The sequence below is a fragment of the Streptomyces sp. NPDC032745 genome, from assembly GCF_055579465.1.
The window spans coordinates 382,264-406,167 of sequence record NZ_JBVING010000007.1 but is presented as its reverse complement, the minus strand read 5'-3'; the positions used below and the strand labels follow the sequence as shown (position 1 = coordinate 406,167).

Annotated in this window: 19 protein-coding genes; 4 read left to right on the top strand and 15 right to left on the bottom strand. The window is 71.6% G+C overall.

What is annotated here, in order from left to right:
* Nucleotides 1-31 precede the first annotated feature (31 nt).
* Together ACZ5WG_RS20960 and ACZ5WG_RS20955 are read right to left on the bottom strand one after the other, a co-directional pair.
* The gene (locus tag ACZ5WG_RS20960) at nucleotides 32-2,830 is read right to left on the bottom strand and encodes a SpoIIE family protein phosphatase (protein ID WP_468724985.1); all 2,799 of its coding nucleotides are present in this window, start codon (nucleotides 2,828-2,830) and stop codon (nucleotides 32-34) included.
* Nucleotides 2,831-2,848: 18 nt separating this feature from the next.
* Entirely contained in the window at nucleotides 2,849-3,826 is a 978-nt protein-coding gene (locus ACZ5WG_RS20955) for a GlxA family transcriptional regulator (protein WP_468724984.1), read from the bottom strand.
* A gap of 81 nt (nucleotides 3,827-3,907) precedes the next feature.
* Between ACZ5WG_RS20955 and ACZ5WG_RS20950 the strand changes: the two genes are divergently transcribed.
* A complete protein-coding gene (locus tag ACZ5WG_RS20950) occupies nucleotides 3,908-4,516 on the top strand; it encodes a cysteine hydrolase family protein (protein ID WP_468724982.1) in 609 nt (202 codons plus the stop codon).
* Here the strand turns inward: ACZ5WG_RS20950 and ACZ5WG_RS20945 are convergent.
* Nucleotides 4,471-4,986, bottom strand: a complete 516-nt coding sequence (locus tag ACZ5WG_RS20945) for a GNAT family N-acetyltransferase (protein WP_468724980.1) — start codon at nucleotides 4,984-4,986, stop codon at nucleotides 4,471-4,473. The genes ACZ5WG_RS20950 and ACZ5WG_RS20945 overlap by 46 nt on opposite strands.
* Nucleotides 4,987-5,689: 703 nt before the next feature.
* Nucleotides 5,690-6,838, bottom strand: coding sequence for a glycerate kinase (locus ACZ5WG_RS20940; protein ID WP_468724978.1), 1,149 nt, complete (start codon nucleotides 6,836-6,838; stop codon nucleotides 5,690-5,692).
* Nucleotides 6,839-6,981: 143 nt separating this feature from the next.
* On the opposite strand from ACZ5WG_RS20940, the gene ACZ5WG_RS20935 reads away from it, so the two are divergent.
* The 3 genes from ACZ5WG_RS20935 to ACZ5WG_RS20925 are packed head-to-tail and all read left to right on the top strand — an operon-like array spanning nucleotide 6,982 to nucleotide 9,679.
* On the top strand, nucleotides 6,982-8,679 hold the full coding sequence (locus ACZ5WG_RS20935; protein WP_468724977.1) for a BCCT family transporter: 1,698 nt from the start codon (nucleotides 6,982-6,984) through the stop codon (nucleotides 8,677-8,679).
* A 35-nt stretch (nucleotides 8,680-8,714) separates the two neighbouring features.
* Complete coding sequence (locus tag ACZ5WG_RS20930) at nucleotides 8,715-9,215, top strand: NUDIX domain-containing protein (RefSeq protein WP_468724976.1); 501 nt, start codon at nucleotides 8,715-8,717, stop codon at nucleotides 9,213-9,215.
* Nucleotides 9,216-9,250: 35 nt separating this feature from the next.
* The gene (locus ACZ5WG_RS20925; RefSeq protein ID WP_468724975.1) at nucleotides 9,251-9,679 is read left to right on the top strand and encodes a hypothetical protein; all 429 of its coding nucleotides are present in this window, start codon (nucleotides 9,251-9,253) and stop codon (nucleotides 9,677-9,679) included.
* A gap of 61 nt (nucleotides 9,680-9,740) precedes the next feature.
* On the opposite strand, the gene ACZ5WG_RS20920 is transcribed toward ACZ5WG_RS20925, so the two are convergent.
* From ACZ5WG_RS20920 to ACZ5WG_RS20870, 11 genes are all read right to left on the bottom strand, one after another.
* A complete protein-coding gene (locus tag ACZ5WG_RS20920) occupies nucleotides 9,741-10,256 on the bottom strand; it encodes a methylated-DNA--[protein]-cysteine S-methyltransferase (protein ID WP_468724974.1) in 516 nt (171 codons plus the stop codon).
* Between the two features lie 15 nt (nucleotides 10,257-10,271).
* Nucleotides 10,272-11,753 carry an AlkA N-terminal domain-containing protein gene (locus tag ACZ5WG_RS20915; RefSeq protein WP_468724972.1) on the bottom strand — a complete coding sequence of 494 codons (1,482 nt, stop codon included), beginning with the start codon at nucleotides 11,751-11,753 and terminating at the stop codon, nucleotides 10,272-10,274.
* 794 nt (nucleotides 11,754-12,547) lie between these two features.
* A complete protein-coding gene (gene pssA, locus ACZ5WG_RS20910) occupies nucleotides 12,548-13,372 on the bottom strand; it encodes a CDP-diacylglycerol--serine O-phosphatidyltransferase (protein ID WP_468724970.1) in 825 nt (274 codons plus the stop codon).
* A 34-nt stretch (nucleotides 13,373-13,406) separates the two neighbouring features.
* Nucleotides 13,407-14,063 (bottom strand): phosphatidylserine decarboxylase, encoded by a 657-nt coding sequence (locus ACZ5WG_RS20905; RefSeq protein ID WP_030868027.1) that lies wholly within the window; start codon nucleotides 14,061-14,063, stop codon nucleotides 13,407-13,409.
* A gap of 186 nt (nucleotides 14,064-14,249) precedes the next feature.
* Nucleotides 14,250-15,455: an acyl-CoA dehydrogenase family protein gene (locus tag ACZ5WG_RS20900; protein ID WP_030868030.1), complete on the bottom strand. Its 1,206-nt coding sequence runs from the start codon at nucleotides 15,453-15,455 to the stop codon at nucleotides 14,250-14,252.
* A 2-nt stretch (nucleotides 15,456-15,457) separates the two neighbouring features.
* Nucleotides 15,458-15,970: a MaoC family dehydratase gene (locus ACZ5WG_RS20895; protein WP_468724969.1), complete on the bottom strand. Its 513-nt coding sequence runs from the start codon at nucleotides 15,968-15,970 to the stop codon at nucleotides 15,458-15,460.
* Nucleotides 15,971-15,975: 5 nt separating this feature from the next.
* Nucleotides 15,976-16,950, bottom strand: a complete 975-nt coding sequence (locus ACZ5WG_RS20890) for an HpcH/HpaI aldolase/citrate lyase family protein (RefSeq protein WP_327265232.1) — start codon at nucleotides 16,948-16,950, stop codon at nucleotides 15,976-15,978.
* Nucleotides 16,947-19,025, bottom strand: a complete 2,079-nt coding sequence (locus ACZ5WG_RS20885) for a protein meaA (protein WP_468724968.1) — start codon at nucleotides 19,023-19,025, stop codon at nucleotides 16,947-16,949. Before ACZ5WG_RS20885 ends, ACZ5WG_RS20890 begins: the two co-directional genes overlap by 4 nt.
* Before the next feature lie 32 nt (nucleotides 19,026-19,057).
* Nucleotides 19,058-20,395, bottom strand: coding sequence for a crotonyl-CoA carboxylase/reductase (gene ccrA, locus ACZ5WG_RS20880; protein ID WP_468724966.1), 1,338 nt, complete (start codon nucleotides 20,393-20,395; stop codon nucleotides 19,058-19,060).
* 416 nt (nucleotides 20,396-20,811) lie between these two features.
* Nucleotides 20,812-21,633, bottom strand: coding sequence for a TetR family transcriptional regulator (locus ACZ5WG_RS20875; protein WP_468724964.1), 822 nt, complete (start codon nucleotides 21,631-21,633; stop codon nucleotides 20,812-20,814).
* Nucleotides 21,634-21,808: 175 nt separating this feature from the next.
* A complete protein-coding gene (locus tag ACZ5WG_RS20870) occupies nucleotides 21,809-23,611 on the bottom strand; it encodes a 3-hydroxyacyl-CoA dehydrogenase family protein (protein WP_468724963.1) in 1,803 nt (600 codons plus the stop codon).
* Between the last annotated feature and the right edge of the window lie 293 nt (nucleotides 23,612-23,904).

Below are 23,904 nucleotides of genomic sequence, written 5' to 3'. Positions count from 1 at the left end.
CCCGGGCGCACGACGACGGCGCCCCGGGCCGTCACCAGGCCAGGTCCTCCAGCGACTCCAGGTCCATCACCGGCAGCACCGGCTCCGGACCACCGGTCAGCGGCAGCTCGGCCCAGATGACCTTGCCGCGCTCGGTGTACCGGGTGCCCCAGCGCTCGGCGTACTGCGCGACCAGGAACAGGCCGCGGCCGCCCTCGTCGGTGGTGGCCGCGTACCGCAGGTGCGGCGACGTGCTGCTGCCGTCGGAGACCTCGCAGATGAGGTTCCGGTCGCGCAGCAGCCGCACCCGGATGGGCGCGGTCCCGTACCGGATCGCGTTGGTGATCAGCTCGCTGAGGATCAGCTCGGCCGTGAACGCGATGTCCCCCAGCCCCCAGGCGGCGAGCTGCGCCGAGCCCGCGTTGCGCACCCGGGAGACCGCGGCCGGTTCGGCCGGCACCTCCCACTCCGCGATCCGGTCCGCCTCCAGCCGGCGCGTGTCGGCGATGAGCAGGGCGATGTCGTCGCTCGGGGACGGGAACAGCAGCGCGGCCAGCACGTCCGCACAGGCCTGCTCGGGGCTGCGGCCGGACTGGGAGAGCGCCTCGGCCAGCAGGTTCAGGCCGGTGTCGAAATCCCGGTCGCGGTCCTCCAGCAGGCCGTCCGTGAACAGCACGAGCCGGGTCGACTCCGGCAGCAGCAGCTCGGTGGCCTCGAAGGGCATGCCGCCCACACCCAGCGGCAGCCCGGCGGGCAGCTCCGGGAACTCCACGCCCCCGTCCGGGCGGACCAGGGCCGGTCCGGGGTGCCCGGCACTCGCCATCGTGCAGACCCCGGCGACCGGGTCGTAGACCGCGTACAGGCAGGTGGCGCCCGTGACACCGGCCGACTCGCCCGCGCCGTCCCCGGCGCCCTCGGCGTCCCCGGACTCGTTCTGGTCGATCCGGTGGATCAGCTCGTCCAAGTGGCCCAGCAGCTCGTCGGGCGGCATGTCCAGGGTGGAGAAGTTGTGCACGGCGGTCCGCAGCCGGCCCATCGTGGCCGCCGCGTGCACCCCGTGCCCGACGACGTCGCCGACGATCAGCGCCACACGGGCGCCGGCGAGCGGGATCACGTCGAACCAGTCCCCGCCCACCCCCGCCTTCGCGGGCAGGTACCGGAAGGCCACGTCCACCGCACTCTGGTCCGGCAGCACCCGGGGCAGCAGGCTCCGCTGGAGGGCCACGGCCGTCGCGTGCTCCCGGGTGAAGCGGCGGGCGTTGTCGATGGAGACGGCCGCCCGCGCCCCCAGCTCCTCCGCGAACGACAGGTCCTCCTCGTCGAAGGCCTCCGGGGTGTCGGCCGCCCGCCAGAAGTTGGCCATGCCGAGGACCACGCCACGGGCCTGGAGCGGCACCGAGATCAGCGAGTGCAGCCCGTACCCCAGCGCCTCGCGGGTGCCCGTCTCGTCCTGGGCCCGCCAGCCCATCGCCGCGTTCAGATCGGCCGCGAGCACCGCGTGCCCGGCGTCCAGGGCCGCCGCCATCGGAGCGGTGGGCACCTCGAAGCGGATGATGTCGCCGACGTGCTGCAGGGGGTGGTCGGTGCGCACACCGCTCATCGCCGCCCTGCGCATCTGCGAGTACATGCCGGTGGCCGGCGAGGGCTCCTCGCCCTTCAGCACCGGCTCCAGCAGCTCCACCGTGACGAAGTCGGCGAACCGGGGCACGGCCACCTCCGACAGCTCCTCGGCGGTCCGCACCACGTCCAGCGTGGTCCCGATCCGCACCCCCGCGTCGTACAGCATCTGGAGCCGCTCCCGGGCCACCTCGGCACGGCCGGAGAGCGCGGCCAGCTCCGTGGTGTCGCGCAGGGTCATGACGCTGCCGGACGGGTGTCCTCCGTACGGCTTGGTCGGACGGACGTTGACGGCGAGGAGCCGGTCGCCCGCCAGGTGCACCTCGTCCGTCGCGACCCGCCCGGACACCAGCAGCGAGGTGGTGCGCGGGTCGAGGCCCAGCTCGCCCACATGGCGCTGCTCGGCGTCCGGCGGCAGGTTCAGCAGCCGCCGGGCCTCGTCGTTGGCGAGCAGCAGCCGCTGGTCGGCGCCGATGATCAGGACGCCCTCGCGCACCGCGTGCAGCACCGCCTCGTGGTGCTCGTTCATCCGGGCCATCTCGATCTCGCCCAGGCCCCGGGTCTGGCGCCGCAGGCGCCGGCTGACCAGGGCGGCGCCGCCCGTGCCGAGCAGCAGCGCGCCCGCCGCGGCGCCGAGCAGCAGCGGCAGCTGGCCCTCGACCACGTCGGAGACCTTGGTGACCTCGATGCCGGTGCCGACCAGGCCGACGATCGCCCCGCTCGCGTCCCGTACCGGGACCACGGCGCGGACCGCATCGCTCGGCGACCCCCTGAACACCTCGGTGAAGGACTGCCCGCCGACGGCCCGCGAGAGGTCGCCGGTGGCCCGTTTGCCGATCAGCTCCGGCCGGGGGTCGGTGTAGCGGACCCCGTCGGGCGTCATCACGGCGATGAAGTCGACGCCCGAGGCCCGCCGGGCGGCCTCGGCCAAGGGTTGCAGCTCGCCCGTCGGGTCCGGCGTCTTCAGGGCCTCGGGGAGGCCGGGGGCGTGCGCGAACGCCTCCGCGGCCGCGAGGGAGCGGTGGCGCGCATCGCGCTCGGTGTCGTACCGCTCCTGGAACACGAGGGCCAGCGACGCGGCGGCGATCAGCAGCACCACGATGACCGCCTGGAGCGCGAAGACCTGACCGGCGACACTGCGGGTGCCCAGGGAGAGGCGCGCCGGCAGGCCCGGGTCCCGCCCGGTCGGCTGCCGGGGCGGGGATCCCCTGGGTCGACCCAAACGTCCGGTCATGAGCCATTTCTAACACTGTCACCGGGATTTGGGCGGGGCTGCCGATGTGGCGATCGCCGCACTGCGGTACGCACGGGGGCTGAGGCCCACGTACGAGGTGAAGTGCTGGCGGAACGTGACCTCGCTGGCGAAGCCCGCGCGCCGGGCCACTTCCGGAACCGGATGGTCCGTGCGCTCCAGGAGTTTGCGGGCCTCGTCCAGGCGGTGGCCGAGGAGCCAGCGGTGCGGGGTGGTGCCGGTGGCGGCGACGAAATGGCGGGCGAAGGAGCGCGGCGACATCCCGGCCCAGCGGGCCAGAGTGGCCACGGACAGCGGCTCGTGCAGATGGCGCAGGGCCCGCTCCCGTACGGCCGCCAGGGCCTCGGCGGTCCGGTCCGCCGCCGGGGTGGGCCGGTCCAGGTACTGGGCGTGACCGCCGGTGCGGAACGGGCCCGTCACCATGGACCGGGCGATGGCGGCGGCGGCCTCCGCGCCGTGGGCCTCCCGTACGAGGTGCAGGCAGAGGTCGATCCCGGAGGCCACCCCCGCGGAGGTCCACAGCCCGCCGTCCTCCACGTACAGCGGGGCGTCCTCGACCAGCACGGCGGGATGGCGTTCGGCGAGCTGCGGAGCCAGCCACCAGTGGGTCACGGCCCGGCGGCCCGCCAGCAGGCCCGCCTCCGCGAGGATGAACGCCCCGGCGCACAGTGCGGCGACCGGCACGCCCCGGGCGTGCGCGTCCCGCAGGGCGGCGAGGACCGGCTCGGGCGTCGGGGCGGCGGGTTCGGCCAGCGCCGGCACGACGACGAGATCGGCACCGGCGAGCCAGTCGAGCCGCCGGTCGGGGGCCAGGGTGAGCCCGCCGGGCAGCGCGATCGGCCCGGTGTCCACGGCGCACCGGCGCAGCTCGAAGCGGGGGACGCCGAGGTGGCTGCGGTCGGGGCCCCAGACCTCGGTGATGACGGCGAGGTCGAAGCTGCGGATGCCGGGCTGGACGACGACGGCGACACGATGCATGCTGCCATCCTGGCAGGATCCCATCGATTTGGGTCCCGGTTGCCGCTGTCGGCGCACCGTCCGGCGGAAGACCATGAAGCCATGACGAAGAACGAGACCGCCCTCGCCCCGAACGCCGCCCTGCTGGTCATCGACGTACAGAAGGGTTTCGACGACGCCTCCTACTGGGGCCCCCGCAACAACCCCGCCGCCGAGGCCAACATCGCCGCCCTGATGGACGCCTGGCAGGAGTCCGGCCGCCCCGTGGTGCTCGTGCAGCACGCCTCGCGGGCCGGCTCGGTCCTGGCGGCCGACCACCCCGGACACGCGTTCAAGGACTTCGTGGCCGACCGGGCGGGGCAGGAGTCGCTGCTGGTCACCAAGACCGTGAACTCCTCCTTCTACGGCACCCCGGACCTGGCGGCCTGGCTCACCGCCCAGGGCATCGGCCAGCTCGTGGTCTCCGGGATCCAGACCAACATGTGCGTCGAGACCACCGCACGGATGGCCGGGAACCTGGGCTACGACGTGCTCGTCCCGCTCGACGCCACCCACACCTTCGACCTCGAGGGCCCGGACGGGCTCCGGCTGACGGCCGACCAGCTGACCGCCGCCACCGCTGTCAACCTCCAGGGCGGCGGCTTCGCCCGCGTGGTGACCACGGCTCAGCTGCTCGCCGCATCCGGGGCGCCGGCCCAGCTCACCGCGTAGTACCGCAGTCGCCCGTCCTCCCCGACGAGCCGCATCCCGGCCGCGGCCATGACCCGGTGCGAGGCCGTGTTCTCCCGGTCGGCATCACCCGCCGCCCCGCTCGCCCCGTGGGCGCGGGCATGGCCGAGCAGGGCCCGCAGGGCCTCGGCGGCGTAGCCGCGGCCGCGGGCGGCCGGGATCAGCCCGTAGCCGACCGTCACCACCCCGGCCGCGTCGGCCGGACCGTGGAAGCCCGCGCCGCCGATCGTCAGCCCGTCGCCCCGCCGGCGGATCTCGTACGCGCCGAACGGCGCGGGATCCCCGGTCTCGGCCAGCACCCGCAGGTACCGCCGGGCCCCGGCCCGGTCCCCGTCGTCCGGATACCCGGGCCCCCACCGGCACCCCGTCCCCGGCACTCCGGCGAGAAGCCCCCGCGCCCGCGCCGGATCCAGCGGTACGAGTACGAGTCGCTCGGTCGGCAGCCGGTCCATGCCTCCACGGATACCAGCCGGACCCGCCGCCCCGCACCGGCTTTTTCCGCTCACACGCCGTGGTCGCGCAGGCGGACCGGCTGCGTGCGGGCGCGCTCCGGGGCGTCGGCGGCGAGCACGTCCAGCACCCCTGCTGGGTCGGGGCAGGCAGGAAGAACGCAGCGGCGCGACACCCCCACCCCCGGCCGGGGGCGAATCCGGCCCCGCCGGCGTGTGAAGCACGGGGTCCGGTGCGCCTGCCCGCCAGCGGCACCGCCCCGTCACCCTGCCCCGTCACCCTGCCCCGGCACCCTGCCCCTGCACCCGGCACCCGGCACCCGGCGCCCTGCGCCCTGCACCCTGCACCCTGCACCCGGCACCCGGCACCCTGCGCCCTGCGCCCTGCGCCCTGCACCCGGCGCAGGGCGCCGGCCGCAAACGCCGAGGCCCGGCACCCTGCCCCGGCACGCGGCACGCGGCACCGGCACGGCACGCGGCACCGGCACCCGGCACCGGCGCCGGCCGCAAACGCCGAGGCCCGGCACCCTGCCCCGGCACCGGCACGGCACGCGGCACCCTGCCCCGGCACGGCACGCGGCACCCGGCACCGGCACGGCACCGGCACCCGGCACCGGCACCCGGCACCGGCACCCGGCACCGGCCGCAAACGCCGAGGCCCGGCACCCCGCTCGGGGGTACCGGGCCTCGCATGGCCGGCCGGAGGTCAGAGAACGTCGGCGGCGATGGCGGCCGCAACCCTCTCCAGCAGGGGACCCGCGTTCGGGATGGACTTGGCCGGGTCGGGCTCCAGGTCCGTCAGCGGGTACGCCTTGCGGATGCCGGCCGCCTCCAGGGCCTCCTGGCCCAGCAGCAGCCGCCCGCACACCGCCACGACCGGCTTGCCCGCCGCGCGCGCGGCCGCCGCGACACCGGCCGGGGCCTTGCCGTGCAGGGTCTGCTCGTCCAGCGAGCCCTCACCGGTGATCACCAGCGTCGCCCGCTCCAGCGCCGGAGCGAACCCCAGCACCTCCAGCATCAGCTCGATGCCGGGCCGGAACGACGCGCCGAGCAACAGCGCCCCGTACCCGATGCCGCCCGCGCCGCCCGCACCCGGGGCGGCGGCCAGCCGGCCGGCCTTCTCGCCGATCGACTTCTCCAGCACCACCGCGAAATGCGCCAGCGCTGCGTCCAGCGTCGCCACGTCCTCGGGCGACGCCCCCTTCTGCGGGCCGTAGACCGCAGGCGCGCCCTTCGGGCCCGTCAGCGGGTTGTCCACGTCGCTCGCCAGGACGAGGTCGACCTCCGAGAAGCGCGGGTCGATCCCGGACAGGTCGGCGGACGCCAGCTCCGCGAGCGCGCCGCCGCCCGGACCGACCGGTTCACCGTTCGCGTCCAGGAACACCGCACCCAGCGCGGCCAGCATCCCCGCACCGCCGTCGGTGGTGGCACTGCCGCCCACACCGAACACGATCGAGCGCGCCCCCGCGTCCAGCGCGGCCTTGAGCAGCTCGCCCGAGCCGTACGTGGTCGCCGTCAGCGGGGCGAACACACCCGCCGGCAGCAGCTGGAGCCCGGAGGCCTCCGCCATCTCGACCACGGCGGTGCCGTCGCGCAGCGCGAAAGCGGCCGTGACCTGCTCACCGAGCGGTCCGGTGACCCGTACCTCCCGGCGTTCGAACCCGGCCGCCACGGCGGCCGCGACCGTGCCGTCGCCGCCGTCCGCGACGGGAAGGGTCTCGATCTCCACGCCCGGTACGGCCTTGCGGAGGCCCGCCGTCACCCGCTCCGCGACCTGAACGGCCGTGAGCGAGCCCTTGAATTTGTCCGCGGCGATGAGCACGCGCGCGGTCTCAGTTACTGCTCCGTCCGTCACCTTGCTAATCCCTTGCTATCGAACAGTGCAGTCGCGCCCCCATGAGCCTATCCGGAGGATCCTCCTATGCCCATGGGTGGCCTGGGTCACGTCCGGCGTGCCATGCCCCTAAATACGGATATACGTCTGCATAGTGTGGCGGCATGAGCGCGGAATCGCCGGAAGGCGCACGTCCGGCGGGTTCGGACCCCGAACCGGACCGTGCCGTCGTCACCATCGGGGTGATCGCCGTGCTGGCCGTCGTCGCCTGGGCGGCGCTGGGCAAGGACTCCTTCGACACCGCGTCGAGCACCGCGCTGGCCTGGGTGCTGGCCAATTTCGCCTGGCTGTTCGTGATCGCCGCCGACGTCTTCCTCGTCATGTGCGTCGTCCTCGCGATCAGCCGGTTCGGCCGGATCCGGCTCGGCGCCGACGACTCGGAACCCGAGTTCACGAACCTCGCGTGGATCGCGATGATGTTCAGCGCCGGCATGGGCATCGGCCTGATGTTCTACGGGGTGGGCGAACCGCTCACCCACTACCTGCACCCGCCGCCCGCCTCCGGGGCGGCCCCCGGCAGCGGCGACGCCGCCCGGGCGGCCCTGGACTACTCCTTCTTCCACTGGACGCTCACCCCCTGGGCGATCTACGGCATCGCCGGCCTCGCCCTCGCCACCTTCCGCAAGCGCCGCGGCAACCGCCTCAGTGCCGCCTTCGTCCCGCTGATGGGGGAGGAGCGCGCCAACGGCCGGCCCGGCAAGGCCATCGACCTGCTCGCCGTTTTCGCGACCGTCTTCGGGACGGCGACCAGCCTCGGCCTCGGGGCGCTCCAGGTCGCCGAAGGGCTCCAGATCACGGCCGGGATCGAGGACTCCACCTCCGTCGAGCTGATCATCATCGCCTCGCTCTCCGCGGCCTTCGTGGTCTCCGCGTTCTCCGGCCTGCACAAGGGCGTGAAATGGCTGAGCACGATCAACATCGTGCTCGCCGCCGCCCTGATGACCTTCGTCTTCCTCCTCGGCCCGACCGTCTACATCCTCGACGTGATCCCCGCCAGCGTGGGCAGTTACCTGCACGAACTGCTGCCCATGGCCACCCGTACCGGCGCCTTCACCGACAGCACCTGGCTCGGCGCGTGGACGATCTTCTACTGGGCGTGGTGGCTGTCCTGGGCGCCGTTCGTCGGCACCTTCATCGCCCGCATCTCGCACGGCCGCACCATCCGCGAGTTCCTGATCGGCGTCCTGCTCGTCCCCAGCGGCGCTACCGTCGTCTGGTTCTGCGTGATGGGCGGCACCGCGATCCGCCTCGACTCCACCGGCGCCGCCGACCTCGCGGCCAAGGTCAAGGACGGGGCGGAGGCCTCGCTGTTCGCCATGCTGGACGCGCTCCCGCTGGGCACGGTCACCTCGTACGTGGCCATGGCCCTGGTCATGACGTACTTCGTCACCAGCGCCGACTCGGCCTCCCTGGTGATGGGTTCGCTCACCAGCCGCGGCTCGCTGAACCCGCCCACCTGGCTCGTCGTCACCTGGGGCGTGCTGATGGCGGCGGTTGCGGCCGTACTCCTGGTCGCGGGCGGCCTCAAATCCCTGCAGACCGCCACCATCCTGGTCGCGCTGCCCTTCGTGATCGTCATGCTGCTGCTCTGCTGGGCCCTGGTGAAGGAGCTCCGCGAGGACCCCGGCGCGGGCCCCGCCCGCCACCATGCCCCGCACGGGATGCGGGACGCGGTCACGGCCATGGTCGGCGACGCGGTCACCGAACAGCGCCCGTCCCGCCATCCCCGCCTGCACCGCGTCGCCGAATCCACCCGCCGCGACCGCGAAGACCCACCCGCCCCGGACACCCCGGAGGCGTGATCCCGGTGGGTGGGGCCGCTGGGTAGGGTTACGGCGTGACCACCACGGATGACTACGCCACGTACATCGCGAGCCTGCCCCGGGTGCTGGCCGGCGCCGCCGCCCTCTACCGGGACGCCGAGGGCCGGGTGCTGCTCGTCGAGCCCAACTACCGTGAGGGCTGGGCCCTGCCGGGCGGCACCATCGAGTCGGACCAGGGCGAGTCCCCGCGCACGGCGGCCCGCCGCGAGAGCGCCGAGGAGATCGGCCTCGACCTGCCGCTCGGCCGGCTGCTCGCCGTCGACTGGACGCTCGGCGAGGGCCGCCCGCCGCTGGTCGCGTACCTCTACGACGGCGGTGTGCTCGACGAGGCGCAGCTCGCCTCGATCAAGCTCCAGGAGGAGGAACTGCTCTCCTGGCGGCTGGTCGAGCCCGCCGAACTCACCGCGTACCTCCCCGGATCGCTCGGCCGGCGCACCCGAGAGGCCTACCGGGTCCTCGAGTCCGGCGAGGGCGCCGCGGAGCTGGAGAACGGCACGCGCCCGGTCTCCTCGTGACACCGGGCTTACTTCGAGCAGAACAGAATCATCTGATGATCACGATGTACGCCTGGCCCAGCACCGCCGACGGGCCCGACGCCCTGCCCATGGTCCACTTCACCACCGAACAGCAGGCGGGCGGCGAGGTCACCGCCGAGGGAACGCCGGTGTGGCTGTTCGACACCGCGATACGCGAGGGCGGCTGGGCCCAGTTCACCGATTTCGAGGGCTGGTCCGTCCCCGCCGCCGGCTGGCAGGCCTTTTACCGCCGCGAGGACGACCTCCTCGCCGTGACCGGCCCCGGCGCCTGCGAGGGCTGGTACCAGGGCAACCTCGGCGCCGACGCCGACTGGGTGGCGGCGGCCACCGCCCAGCAGAGCGTGGTCCTGCTCGCCGCCCCCGTCCAGCACCCCTCGCTCTTCGGCTACGCGGTGGAGGCGGGCGCCGCGTTCGCCCTGCTCGTCCCGCTCGCGCTGGTCTGACCCGCGCCGATCCGGCCCATGCCGGTCCGAATCACCCCGGTCCGAATCACGCTGGTCCGATTCAAAGAGTGGCCTCGCCGGCCTCGAAGGCCAGCAGCCGCACCTTGCGCTCGACGCCGCCGCCGTAGCCGGTCATGCTGCCCGAGGCACCGATCACCCGGTGGCACGGCACGATGATGCTGACCGGGTTCTTCCCGTTGGCCAGGCCCACCGCGCGCGAGGCGTTCGGCTTGCCGAGCTTGGCCGCGAGCTCCCCGTACGACCAGGTCTCGCCGTAGGGGATCCGTACGAGCTGGTCCCACACGCTGCGCTGGAACGCGGTGCCCTCCAGCCGGACGGGCACGTCGAACTCGGTGAGCTCCCCGGCGAAGTACGCGGTCAGCTGCCTCACGACCTCGGGGAAGGGCTCCTCGGTCGCGGCGACCCGCTCCCCGAAGGACTCCTCGGCGGGCCGGTGCCGCTGCCCGGTCATGTACAGGCCGCTGAGGACGCCGTCCGTGGCGACCAGGGTGAGCGGGCCGTAGGGGCTCTCGACAACGGCGTGCTGCTTGGTGCTCATGGTGTTCGTGGTGCTCATGACGGGATGCACTCCTCAGACGGGCAGGTGGTTGACGGGGTGGGCGTCGGTGGCCCACAGGTACTGCACGGCGTACGCGCGCCAGGGCCGCCAGCCGGCGGCCCGGGCGGTGAGCGCCGCGGGCGTGGACGGCAGTCCGAGCTCCTTCGCGGCCCGCCGGACCCCGAGGTCGGACGGCAGGAAGGCGTCGGGATCGCCCAGCGCCCGCATCGCGATCACCTCCGTGGTCCACGGGCCGAACCCGGGCATCGCGTTCAGCTGCGTGCGGGCCGCCTCCCAGTCGCTGTCGATGCCGAGCGGGAGGGAGCCGTCGGCCAGCGCGCCGACGAGGGTGGTGAGGGTGGTGCGCCGGCTCGCCGGGAGGGCCAGGGACGCCGGGTCCAGGGCGGCCAGCGCCTGCGGCGAGGGGAACAGGTGGGTCAGCCCGCCCTCGGGATCGGGGTCGGCCACCGGTTCCCCGTACGAGGTGACCAGCCGGGCGGCGTGCGTACGGGCCGCGGCCGTGGACACCTGCTGGCCGAGCACCGCCCTTACGGCGAACTCCGCCGCGTCGACCGTACGCGGTACCCGGCGCCCCGGGGCCTTGTCGACGAGGGGGGCCAGCAGCGGGTCGGAGCGCAGCTGCTCGTCGACGGCCTCGGGGTCGGCGTCGAGGTCGAGCATCCAGCGGCAGCGGCTGATGGCGATGGTGAGGTCGCGCAGGTCGGTGAGGGCGAGCTGGCAGCCGATGTGGTCGGGCCGCGGGGTCAGTGCGACGACCCCGGTGCCGTACGGGAGCCTCAGCGTCCGGCGGTACGCGCCGGCCCGCCACTCCTCGACGCCGGGGACCGCGGTCGCGGCGAGGTGGCCGAAGAGGTTGTCGGGGTTGAGCGGAGCCCGGAAGGGCAGGCGAAGGCTGATGGTCCCGGGCACCCTGGGGACGTGCCGGTTCGCCTTCTCGGCCCGCAGGCGCAGCTCGCCGGGGGCGAGGGCGAAGACCTCGCGGACGGTCTCGTTGAAGGTCCGGATGGAGGAGAACCCGGCGGCGAAGGCGATGTCGCCCATGGGCAGCTCGGAGGTCTCGATGAGCAGCCGGGCGGTCTGGGCGCGCTGTGCCCGGGCGAGGGCGAGGGGCCCGGCGCCGAGCTCGGCGCCCAGCTGCCGCTCGACCTGGCGGGTGGAGTACCCCAGCCGCGCCGCGAGCCCGGGGACGCCCTCGCGGTCGACGACGCCGTCCTGGATGAGCCGCATGGCCCGGGCGACGGCGTCGGCGCGGGCGTTCCACTCGGGGGAGCCGGGGGAGGTGTCGGGCCGGCACCGCTTGCAGGCCCGGAACCCGGCCTGCTGACAGGCGGCGGCGCTGGGCAGGAAGGTCATGTTCTCGACCTTGGGCGGCACCGCGGGGCAGCTGGGACGGCAGTAGATCCCGGTGGTCCGCACGGCGGTGAAGAACCACCCGTCGAAACGGGCGTCCTTCGACTGCACGGCCCTGACGCAGCGCTCGGTGTCGGTGTACATGGCTCCAGCATCCTGGCCCGGTGGCGCCGGGGCTGGCGGTTTTCCGACATCAAGCGTAGCCCTCCGGGGGTGGTGGGGGCTGCGGCGGCGGGTGGGCCGTAGCTCTCTGGGGGTGGCGGGGGCGCTGCGGCGGCGGGTGGGCTGTAGCCGTTCGGGGGTGGCGGGGGGCTGCGGCGGCGGGTGGGCCGTGGCTCTTCGGGGGTGGCGGGGGCGCTGCGGCGGCGGGTGGGCCGGGGGCCGGTCGGGGTGGGCCGGGGACGGGGGCGGGGTGGGGCACTGTCCGGGGTAGGCATGATTTATGGCCCCTGAGCCCAGCAACACAGGCATTCCGGGGTGTCGGCCACAAATCACGTTTTACACCCCGGACAGTGCCCCACCCCGCCCCCGCCCCCGGCCGGGCGTCTTCGAGGCGCGACCCCGTCCCCGGCCGGGTGTTTTCGAGGCGCGCCCCCATCCCTGGCCGAGGCGACTTCGAGGCCGCCGTCCCCGGCCGGGTGTCGTGGTCTTCGAGGGGCGCCCCCATCCCTTGCCGGGGGTCTTCGAGGGCCGGACGAGGGGGGATTCAGGGGCGTCCCGGGGCGGGGACGGTGGTGGGGCGGGGGGTCGTCCGGGGTGTAAAACGTGATTTGTGGCCCGTAACCCGGCCGAGGTCTCCGGCGCCGGGTGGGGCCATAAATCATGCCTACCCCGGACGCCCCCCGCCCCACCACCGGCCCCGCCCCCCTTCGCAGCCCCCGTACACGCAAAAGGGCCCCCGGTGCCGCATCGGCACCGGGGACCCTTCGAAAGCAGTGTTACGGGAGCTGCGACGCCGCTCGCGCCTCCCGGCGGTTGTGGCGGAACGTGTTCGCGCGACGGGTCGTCGCGAACAGCGGGATGGTCGCCGCGAGAGCGATCTGCAGCGCGCAGCCCGCCTGGAGCAGCAGCTGACCGCCCGGGGCGTCGAACGCCCAGGCCGCCAGCAGGCCCATGGCCCCGACGATCCAGCTCAGCATCGCCACCGCGAGGACACCCCGCGGCTTCGGGTACTCGACCCGGCTCACCATCAGCCAGGCCACCCCGATGATCGCCAGCAGGGTCGGGACGAACGGCAGCTCCAGCAGCACGATCGAGACGACCGTCAGCGCGCCGAAGGGGCTCGGCATGCCCTGGAACATGCCGTCCTTCATGGTCACGCAGCTGAATCTCGCCAGGCGCAGGACCACGGCCAGCAGCACCACGATCGCGGCCAGCGCCGACATCTTCTGCACCGCGTCGTCGGCGACCATGCCGTAGACGAGCACGAAGTACGCGGGAGCCAGGCCGAAGCTGATCAGGTCGGACAGGTTGTCCAGCTCGGCGCCCATCGGCGAGCTGCGCAGCTTGCGGGCCACGATGCCGTCGAAGAGGTCGAAGACCGCGGCGAGCAGCATCAGTATCACTGCCGTCGCGGCGCTGTTGCGGGCCATGCCCGACTCGCCACTGCCGGTGAGGTGCGGGATGAGGATCCCGGTGGTGGTGAAGTACACCGCCATGAATCCGCACGTTGCGTTGCCGAGGGTGAGGGTGTCCGCTATCGACAGCCGCAGCGAGAGCGGCATGTCGTCCTCGGCGGACTCCTCCTCTGCGGCCTCGGGCACCCACCCACCCGACGGTGTGGTGGGAGTCTCAGGGTCAGTCACGGTCAATTCGGGTCACCCCCGCGGTGGTGGCCTGGCCGACTTCGACCGCGACCTCGACACCCTCGGGGAGGTAGATGTCGACGCGGGAGCCGAAGCGGATCAGACCGATGCGTTCGCCCTGCTCCACCTTGGTACCGGCCGGCAGGTACGGGACGATGCGGCGAGCGACGGCGCCGGCGATCTGCACCATCTCGATGTCGCCGAGCTCGGTGTCGAAGTGCCAGACAACGCGCTCGTTGTTCTCGCTCTCCTTGTTGAACGCCGGGACGAACCCGCCGGGGATGTGCTCCACGGACGTCACCGTGCCCGCGAGGGGCGCGCGGTTGACGTGGACGTTCAGCGGGCTCATGAAGATCGCGACCCGGGTCCGCCCGTCCTTCCACGGCATGATGCTCTGCACCACACCGTCGGCGGGCGAGATGACACGGCCCTGCGTGATCTCACGCTCGGGGTCGCGGAAGAACCACAGCATGCCCGCCGCGAGAGCGGTGGTGGGCACGGCCACTGCCGCCCAGCGCCCGGACTTGCGGGCCCGGGTGAGGCTGAGCGCAGCGGTGGCGACGGTCGGCAGAAGCCACGGCGATGCTCCGCGTGCGAGACGTCCACCGAGGATGCCGACGCGAGGTGCAGAGGTTTGGCTGTGGGGCATGGATGACCTTCGTAGCGGGTGATTGCCGCGCCGCAAACAGGGGGACGGGACGGCGGCTTTACTGGAATGCTATCGGTTGCACGCAACAACTGGGCAAGCCAGAAGCCGAGTCGATGGCCGCAGGCCAGTGACTGCCAGTGATTCTTTTGCGACGAACCCATGGAGGATCCGCCGCAAAAGGGACTTTCAGCCCTGGAGTCGGTACTCCTCGAGAAGGCGCCGACCGATGATCATTTTCTGGATCTCGGCGGTACCTTCACCGATCAGCAGCATCGGTGCCTCCCGGTAGAGGCGCTCGATCTCGTACTCCTTCGAGAATCCGTAGCCGCCATGGATACGGAAGGCGTCCTCCACCACCTCCTTGCAGTATTCGGAGGCGAGGTACTTCGCCATCCCTGCTTCGAGGTCGTTTCGTTCCCCGGAGTCCTTTTTGCGTGCTGCATTCACCATCATCGCATGGGCGGCCTCGACCTTGGTAGCCATCTCGGCCAGCTTGAACTGGATGGCCTGGTGCTCGGCGATCGCCTTGCCGAAAGTGTGACGTTGCTGGGCATACGAGACACCCAGCTCGAACGCACGCTGAGCGACACCGCAGCCACGCGCCGCCACGTTGACGCGGCCGACCTCGACCCCGTCCATCATTTGGTAAAACCCTCGGCCCGTCTGGCCTCCGAGGACCCGATTGGCCGGAATGCGCAGTCCGTCCATGATGAGCTCGGTCGTGTCGACGCCCTTGTAGCCCATCTTGTCGATCTTGCCCGGGATGGTCAGGCCCGGACGGACCTCACCGAAGCCGGGCTCCTTCTCGACGAGGAAGGTCGTCATCGACTTGTGCGGGGCCGTGCCCTCGGGGTGGCCTTCGTCACTTCGCACGAGGACCGCCACCAGCGTGGAGCTGCCGCCGTTCGTCAGCCACATCTTCTGGCCGTTCAGGACGTACTCGTCGCCGTCCTTGACCGCCTTGGACGTGATGGCCGACACGTCGGAGCCCAGCCCCGGCTCGGACATCGAGAACGCGCCGCGCACCTCGCCCAGCGCCATGCGGGGCAGGAAGTGGTCCTTCTGCTCCTGGGTGCCGTGCTGCTTGAGCATGTACGCCACGATGAAGTGGGTGTTGATGATGCCCGAGACGGACATCCAGCCCCGCGCTATCTCCTCCACGCACAGTGCGTAGGTGAGCAGCGACTCACCCAGGCCGCCGTACTCCTCGGGGATCATCAGCCCGAAGAGGCCGAGCTCCTTGAGGCCGTCGACGATCTGCTGCGGGTATTCGTCACGGTGTTCGAGCTCGGTCGCGACCGGGATGATCTCCTTGTCGACGAACTCCCGGACGGTCTTGAGGATCTCCCGCTGGACGTCGGTGAGCCCGGCGGTCTGGGCGAGTCGGGCCATGGCTACTTCCCCTGTTCCTTCAGCTGCGGGCGGCCGGGCTGCTCGCCGCCGCGCTCCTTGATGTACGTCTCGGTCGGGACCATCACCTTGCGCCGGAAGACGCAGACGAGGGTGCCGTCCTGCTTGTAGCCCTTGGTCTCCACGAAGACGATCCCGCGGTCGTTCTTCGACTTGGACGGGGTCTTGTCGAGGACCGTGGTCTCGCCGTAGATGGTGTCGCCGTGGAAGGTCGGCGCCACGTGCCGCAGGGACTCGATCTCCAGGTTGGCGATGGCCTTCCCGGAGACGTCCGGTACGGACATGCCCAGCAGCAGCGAGTAGATGTAGTTGCCCACGACCACGTTCTTGCCGAAGTCGGTCGTGTTCTCCGCGTAATTGCTGTCCATGTGGAGCGGGTGGTGGTTCATGGTCAGCAGGCAGAAGAGGTGGTCGTCGTACTCGGTGACCGTCTTTCCGGGCCAGTGCTTGTAGACCGCCCCGACCTCGAACTCTTCGTAAGTGCGTCCGAACTGCATCGGGATCAGGCCTCCGGGATCTCGAACTTGGTGGTGCGCTGCATCCCGGCCGCGCGGCCCTTGCCCGCGATGACCAGGGCCATCTTGCGGCTGGCCTCGTCGATCATCTCGTCGCCGAGCATGGCCGAGCCCTTCTTGCCGCCGGCCTCGGAGGTGCACCAGTCGTACGCGTCGAGGATCAGCTCGGAGTGGTCGTAGTCCTCCTGGGAGGGGGAGAAGACCTCGTTCGCCGCGTCGACCTGGCCCGGGTGCAGCACCCACTTGCCGTCGAAGCCCAGCGCCGCCGCCCGGCCCGCCACCTCGCGGTACGCGTCCACGTCGCGGATCTGGAGGAAGGGGCCGTCGATCGCCTGGAGGTTGTGCATGCGGGCCGCCATCAGGATCCGCATCAGGATGTAGTGGTAGGCGTCCGCGCCGTAGCCGGGCGGCTGCATGCCCACGACCAGCGACTTCATGTTGATGGAGGCCATGAAGTCGGCCGGGCCGAAGATGATGGTCTCCAGCCGGGGCGAGGCGGCGGCGATCTCGTCGACGTTCACCAGGCCCTTGGCGTTCTCGATCTGCGCCTCGATGCCGATCTTGCCGACCTCGAAGCCCATCGTCTTCTCGATCTGGGTCAGCAGCAGGTCCAGCGCCACGACCTGCTGGGCGTCCTGGACCTTCGGCAGCATGATGCAGTCGAGGTTCTGGCCCGCACCCTCCACGACCGTGATGACGTCGCGGTACGTCCAGTGCGTGGTCCAGTCGTTGACCCGCACGACCCGGGTCTTGCCCGTCCAGTCACCGTTGTTCAGCGCGTCCACGATCGTGTGGCGGGCGCCTTCCTTGGCGAGCGGCGCGCAGGCGTCCTCCAGGTCCAGGAAGACCTGGTCGGCCGGCAGGCCCTGGGCCTTCTCCAGGAAGCGCGGGTTCGAACCCGGGACCGCGAGGCAGGAGCGACGCGGGCGAAGACGGTTCACCGGGTGGACGGGCGTGGTCATGCGGGGACCTCCGTGCTTGCAAGGTTTGCGGTGTCTTGAAGGGGGTCGAGCTTGTTGGCTTTGCGGATCTCGTCGACGATGCGGCCGATGATCTCCGTGATGCCGAAGTCCTTCGGCGTGAAGACGGCTGCCACACCGGCCGCCTTCAGTGTCACGGCATCCGCGTTCGGAATGATGCCTCCGACGATGACGGGAATGTCACCCGCCCCCGCCACGCGCAGGCGTTCGAGGACATCCGGGACGAGTGCGCTGTGGGATCCGGACAGGATGGACAGTCCCACGCAGTGCACGTCCTCGGCCAGCGCCGCGGAGGAGATCTCTTCGGGCGTCAGCCGGATGCCTTGGTAGACCACCTCGAAGCCGGCGTCGCGGGCCCGGACGGCTATCTGCTCGGCGCCGTTGGAGTGTCCGTCCAGGCCGGGCTTGCCGACCAGCAGCCGCAGCCGGCCCGAGCCGAGCTCGTCGGCCGTACGGGCCACCTTCTCGCGGACCTCGTGCATCGGCGTGCCGGGCTCGGCCGTGACCGCGACCGGGGCCGAGGAGACCCCGGTCGGGGCGCGGAACTCGCCGAACACCTCGCGCAGCGCGCTCGACCACTCGCCGGTGGTGACGCCCGCACGGGCGCACTCCAGGGTGGCTTCCATCAGGTTCTCGGTCCCCGCCGCGGCCTCCTTGAGGCGCTCCAGGGCCTGCTGGGTGGTGGGAAAGACGAAGGGATCGCCGTTCCCCTGCCGCTCCGAGGACTCCTGCCGCTCGGCCCGCCAGCGGACGATGCGCTCGACGGTGAGCGCCTCCACTGCAGGGTCGACCGTCATGATGGCGCCGTCCAGGTCGGACGTGAGCGGGTTCTCCTCGGTCTGCTGGAAGCAGTTGACACCGACGATCTTGTCCTCGCCGGCCTCGATCCGGGCACGCCGCTCGGCGTGCGAGGAGACCAGCTGGGACTTCAGGTACCCGGACTCGACGGCGGCCATGGCGCCGCCCATCTCCTGGATCCGGTCGATCTCGGCCAGGCAGTCGGCGACCAGGGAGTCGACTTTGGCCTCGATGACGTGGGAACCGGCGAAGATGTCCTCGTACTCCAGCAGGTCGCTCTCGTGTGCGAGGACCTGCTGGATGCGCAGCGACCACTGCTGGTCCCAGGGCCGGGGCAGGCCCAGCGCCTCGTTCCAGGCGGGCAGCTGCACGGCGCGGGCGCGGGCGTCCTTGGAGAGGGTGACGGCCAGCATCTCCAGCACGATGCGCTGGACGTTGTTCTCCGGCTGCGCCTCGGTCAGGCCCAGGGAGTTGACCTGGACGCCGTACCGGAAGCGGCGCTGCTTGTCGTTCTCGATGCCGTAGCGCTCACGGGTGACCTTGTCCCAGATGCGGCCGAAGGCGCGCATCTTGCACATCTCCTCGATGAAGCGGACGCCCGCGTTCACGAAGAAGGAGATCCGGGCGACCACCTCGCCGAAGCGCTCCTCGGGCACCTGGCCCGAGTCGCGCACCGAGTCGAGGACGGCGATCGCGGTGGACATCGCGTACGAGATCTCCTGGACCGGGGTGGCCCCGGCCTCCTGCAGGTGGTAGCTGCAGATGTTGATCGGGTTCCACTTCGGGATGTGGTTGACCGTGTACGCGATCATGTCCGTCGTCAGGCGGAGGGACGGCCCCGGCGGGAAGACGTGCGTCCCGCGGGAGAGGTACTCCTTGACGATGTCGTTCTGGGTGGTGCCCTGGAGCTGGGAGACGTCCGCGCCCTGCTCCTCGGCGGCCACCTGGTAGAGCGCCAGCAGCCACATGGCGGTGGCGTTGATCGTCATCGAGGTGTTCATCTGTTCCAGGGGGATGTCCTGGAACAGCCGCCGCATGTCGCCCAGATGGGAGACCGGGACCCCGACCCGGCCCACCTCGCCGCGGGCGAGGATGTGGTCGGGGTCGTAGCCGGTCTGCGTCGGAAGGTCGAACGCGACCGACAGGCCGGTCTGGCCCTTGGCGAGGTTGCGGCGGTACAGCTCGTTGGACGCCTCGGCCGTGGAGTGGCCGGCGTACGTCCGCATGAGCCACGGACGGTCCTTCTGGCGCTCTGTCATCTCAGGCTGTCCCTTTGGCCTTTGAGGCTGTCTCAGACGTTGCGGAAGCGGTTGATCGCGTCGAGGTGCGTCGCGCGCATCTCGTGGTCGCGGACACCGAGGCCCTCCTCGGGGGCGAGGGCGAGCACGCCGACCTTGCCCTGGTGGAGGTTGCGGTGGACGTCGTACGCGGCCTGGCCCGTCTCCTCGAGGGAGTAGACCTTGGACAGCGTGGGGTGGATCTTGCCCTTGGCCACCAGGCGGTTGGCCTCCCAGGCCTCGCGGTAGTTGGCGAAGTGCGAGCCCACGATCCGCTTGAGCGACATCCACAGGTAGCGGTTGTCGTACTCGTGGTTGTAGCCCGAGGTCGAGGCGCAGGTGACGATGGTGCCGCCCTTGCGGGTGACGTACACGGAGGCGCCGAAGGTCTCGCGGCCCGGGTGCTCGAAGACGATGTCCACGTCCTCGCCGCCGGTCAGCTCGCGGATGCGCTTGCCGAAGCGCTTCCACTCCTTGGGGTCCTGGGTGTGCTCGTCCTTCCAGAACTTGTAGCCCTCGGCGCTGCGGTCGATGATCGCGGTCGCGCCCATCGCGCGGCAGATGTCCGCCTTCTGCGCGCTGGAGACGACGCAGATCGGGTTGGCGCCGCCGGCCAGCGCGAACTGGGTGGCGTACGAGCCGAGTCCGCCGCTGGCGCCCCAGATCAGGACGTTGTCGCCCTGCTTCATGCCGGCGCCGTTGCGGGAGACCAGCTGGCGGTAGGCGGTGGAGTTGACCAGGCCCGGGGAGGCGGCCTCCTCCCAGCTCAGGTGGTCGGGCTTGGGCATCAGCTGGTTGGACTTGACGAGTGCGATCTCGGCGAGACCGCCGAAGTTCGTCTCGAAGCCCCAGATGCGCTGCTCGGGGTCGAGCATCGTGTCGTTGTGGCCGTCCGAGGACTCCAGCTCGACCGAGAGGCAGTGCGCGACGACCTCGTCGCCGGGCTTCCAGGCGTTGACGCCGGGGCCGGTGCGCAGCACGACGCCCGCGAGGTCCGAACCGATGACGTGGTACGGGAGGTCGTGGCGCTTGGTGAGCTCCGACAGGCGCCCGTAGCGCTCCAGGAAGCTGAAGGTGGACACCGGCTCGAAGATCGAGGTCCACACGGAGTTGTAGTTGACCGACGAGGCCATGACGGCCACCAGGGCCTCGCCCGGGCCGAGCTCCGGCACGGGCACCTGGTCGAGGTGCAGGGACTTGCGCGGGTCCTTCTCGCGGGTGGTGAGCCCTGCGAACATCTCCGCCTCGTCCTTGTGCACGGTGATCGCGCGGTACGAGTCGGGGAGCGGCAGGGCCGCGAAGTCGGCGGCCGTAGCGGCCTGCGACTGGATCGCGTCCAGGATGTCCTTCACGGTGTTGCCTCCGGCGAAGCGCTGATGAGGGTGCGCTGAGGGATACGCAGGTGCGTGGAACGGGTGTGGTGCTGCGGTGCTGCGGTGCTGCGAGATGCCGTCGGTCCGGCGGAGCTGTGGTGCTGGCGACGCCCGTGGTGAGGCGTGCGGTGCCTGGTGACGCAGGCATCCGGGGCGCGGTTCGTGCCGAGTGGGCGTGGACCGCGGGGACATCCGGACGAGATTCAACGTATGGCACCCCGTGTCACTCAGCAAGGCACCGCGTGCCAAAACTTTCTCTCATTTGCCTATTGACCTGCGCAGATGAGCGATGATCGATCAGAGTTACCCGTGAGTAGGGGCAAGTCGGACAAACAAAAGCGGCCGCCCCCGGAACGGGGGCGGCCACTGTGATGTGTGTGACTCGGCGGGTGTGACTACTGCTTGTTCCTCAGTGCTTCCTCGATGGTCCGCATGACCTCGTCGAGCGGGGCGTCCGTACGGGCCACCGCAACCAGCACCTCGCCCTGCGTGCGGACCTCCGCCGGCGCGGCCGGGGCCGACGCCGTATTCAGGGTCCGGCCCGCGCCGATCCCCGTACCGAAGGTCTTCCGCACGATCGAGAAGGCGTGGTCCAGCTGCGCCTCCACGTCCCCCTGACCGCCCGCCCGCAGCCAGCGCCGCAGCACGTGGTTGTGGGCCGTGACGACCGCCGAGGCGGCCACCTCGGCCAGCAGCGGGTCGTCGTTGCCGTCGTGGTGGTCGGTCTCGTCGAAGTGGGCGAGCAGATAGCGGGTGAACAGCCGCTCGTACCGGGCCACCGAGGCGATCTCCCGCTCCCGCAGCGCCGGCACCTCGCGGGTCAGCCGGTAACGCTCCACCGACACCGCCGGCGAGGCGGCGTACATCTTCATGACTTCCTTGATCCCGCGGCACACCGTGTCGAGCGGGTGCTCGTGCGCCGGGGCCACGTCCAGCACCGCCTCGGCCCTGGTCAAGGTGTCGTCGTGGTCCGGGAAGATCGCCTCTTCCTTGGAGCGGAAGTGCCGGAAGAAGGTCCGGCGCGCCACCCCCGCGGTCGCGGCGATCTCGTCGACCGTCGTCGCCTCGTACCCCTTGGTCGCGAACAGCTCCATCGCGGCGGCCGCGAGCTCACGGCGCATCTTGAGCCGCTGCGCGGCCGCCTTGGTGCCGGCCGTGCTCTCCGGGCTGTCGGAGGCCGTGGCGGCGCGGGGCGAGGTCTTGGCGGGCTGGGACATGGATCGAAAGTACTTCATTTGCGCAGGGGAGCGCGCCTGAGGGGGGTGGGACAGGGGTGGATGCGGGGGAGAGCCCGCACTGGGCTCGGAAGGTATGGCCTGCCGTGAGGGTCCGGCAGACCCGAGCAGCCCTCCCCACGCATCCGGCTCTTGGGGCACCTGGCCAGGGCGCTGCTTACCGGCGGGCGTACTCACGGAATCCGCGGCCGGTCTTCCGGCCCAGGCAGCCAGCCGCCACCAGGTGCTCCAGCAGCGGGGAGGGGGCCAGTCCCGGGTCGCGGAACTCCTTGTGGAGGACCTTCTCGATCGCCAGCGAGACGTCCAGGCCGACGACGTCGAGGAGCTCGAACGGCCCCATCGGGTAGCCGCCGCCCAGCTTCATGGCGGCGTCGATGTCGTCGAGGCTGGCGTAGTGCTGCTCGACCATCTTGACGGCGTTGTTCAAGTACGGGAACAGCAGCGCGTTCACGATGAAGCCGGCCCGGTCCCCGCAGTCCACCGGGTGCTTGCGCACCTTCGTGCAGATCTCGCGGACCGTGGCGTGCACGTCGTCGGAGGTCAGGACGGTCCGGACCACCTCGACCAGCTTCATCGCAGGCGCCGGGTTGAAGAAGTGCATGCCGATCACGTCCTGGGGACGCGAGGTCACGCGGGCGACCGCGATCACCGGCAGCGAGGAGGTGGTGGTGGCCAGCACCGCGCCCGGCTTGCAGACCTTGTCCAGGGCCGCGAACAGCTCCTGCTTGACCGCCAGGTCCTCCGCGACGGCCTCCACGGCCAGGTCCACGTCGGCGAACGCGTCCAGCGAGCCGGCCGGGGTGATCAGGGCCAGCGTCTGCGCGGCGCCCTCCTCGGTCAGCCGGCCCTTGGACACCGCACGGCCCAAGGACTTGCCGATCGCGGCCTTCGCGGCGTCCGCCTTCTCCTGGCTGCGGGCGGCGAGCACCACCACGAAGCCGGCCTGCGCGAAGACCTGCGCGATACCGCTCGCCATGGTGCCGGAGCCGGCCACGCCGACCGAGCGGACCGGACGGCCCTCGCCGAGCCGGGCCCCGTCCAGCGGGGTCTGCGCGTCGCGGACGATCGTGGAGCTGCCCGGCTCCTCGTACGTGTAGAACCCGCGCCCGGACTTCTGCCCGGTCAGGCCGGCCTCGGCGAGGTGGCCCAGGATCGGGGCCGGGGCGTGCAGCCGGTCGCCGGAGGAGGAGTACATGGCCTCCAGGACGGTCCGGGCGGTGTCCACGCCGATCAGGTCGAGCAGCGCGAGCGGGCCCATGGGCAGGCCGCAGCCGAGCCGCATCGCCGCGTCGATGTCCTCGCGGGAGGCGTACTTCGACTCGTACATCGCGGCGGCCTGGTTGAGGTAGCCGAAGAGCAGGCCGTCCGCGACGAAGCCGGGGCGGTCGCCGACCGAGACGGGCTCCTTGCCGAGCTCGCGGGCCAGCGCGGTGACCGCCTCGACGGCCGTCGGGGCGGTGAGGACGCTGGAGACGACCTCGACCAGCTTCATCGCCGGGGCCGGGTTGAAGAAGTGCAGGCCGAGGACGCGCTCGGGACGCTGCGACTCGGCGGCGAGGCGGGTCACCGACAGGGCGTTGGTGCCGGTCGCCAGGATCGTGTCGGGCCGGACGATCGCGTCGAGCTCGCGGAACAGGCGCTGCTTGAGCTCGTAGTTCTCCGGAACGACCTCGATGACGAGATCGGCGTCGGCCGCGGCGGTCAGCTCGGTGAAGGTGCGGAAGCGGGCCAGCACGCCCTCCCGCTCCTGCTCGGTGAGGCGCTCGCGGGTCACCGAACGGGCCGTGGCGGCCGCGAGGGAGGCGGTGGCCCGGCGGGTGGCGGTGTCGCTGACGTCGATGCCGATGACCTCGCGGCCGGCCCGGGCGAGGACCTCGGCGATGCCGGTGCCCATCGTGCCGAGGCCGACGACGGCGATGGTCTGGAGGGTGGACTGACTGGACGTGGACGGAAGGTCCATCGCGGGACTCCAGTGGAAGAGGGTGACGACTGAGGGCGGCGCGCGGCGCACGACGCGCGGCAGAGATCCCGGCCCCGGGGAAGGGCGGGCGAGGAGAGCGGCGGACCCTGTCCCGGGGCCGCGCCGTACACGAGATGCACTCGAGGCAGTCGAGGTACACGAGGTGCCTGATGTGCTGAGGTACCGAACACGAGGTACCGAACCGACTGGTACGGGGCGGCTGCGTCACCAGGCCGGCCTCGTACGTTGAAGGGAGCGTAACCCGCCGGTAACTGGCGCGCCAGAGCACGGAG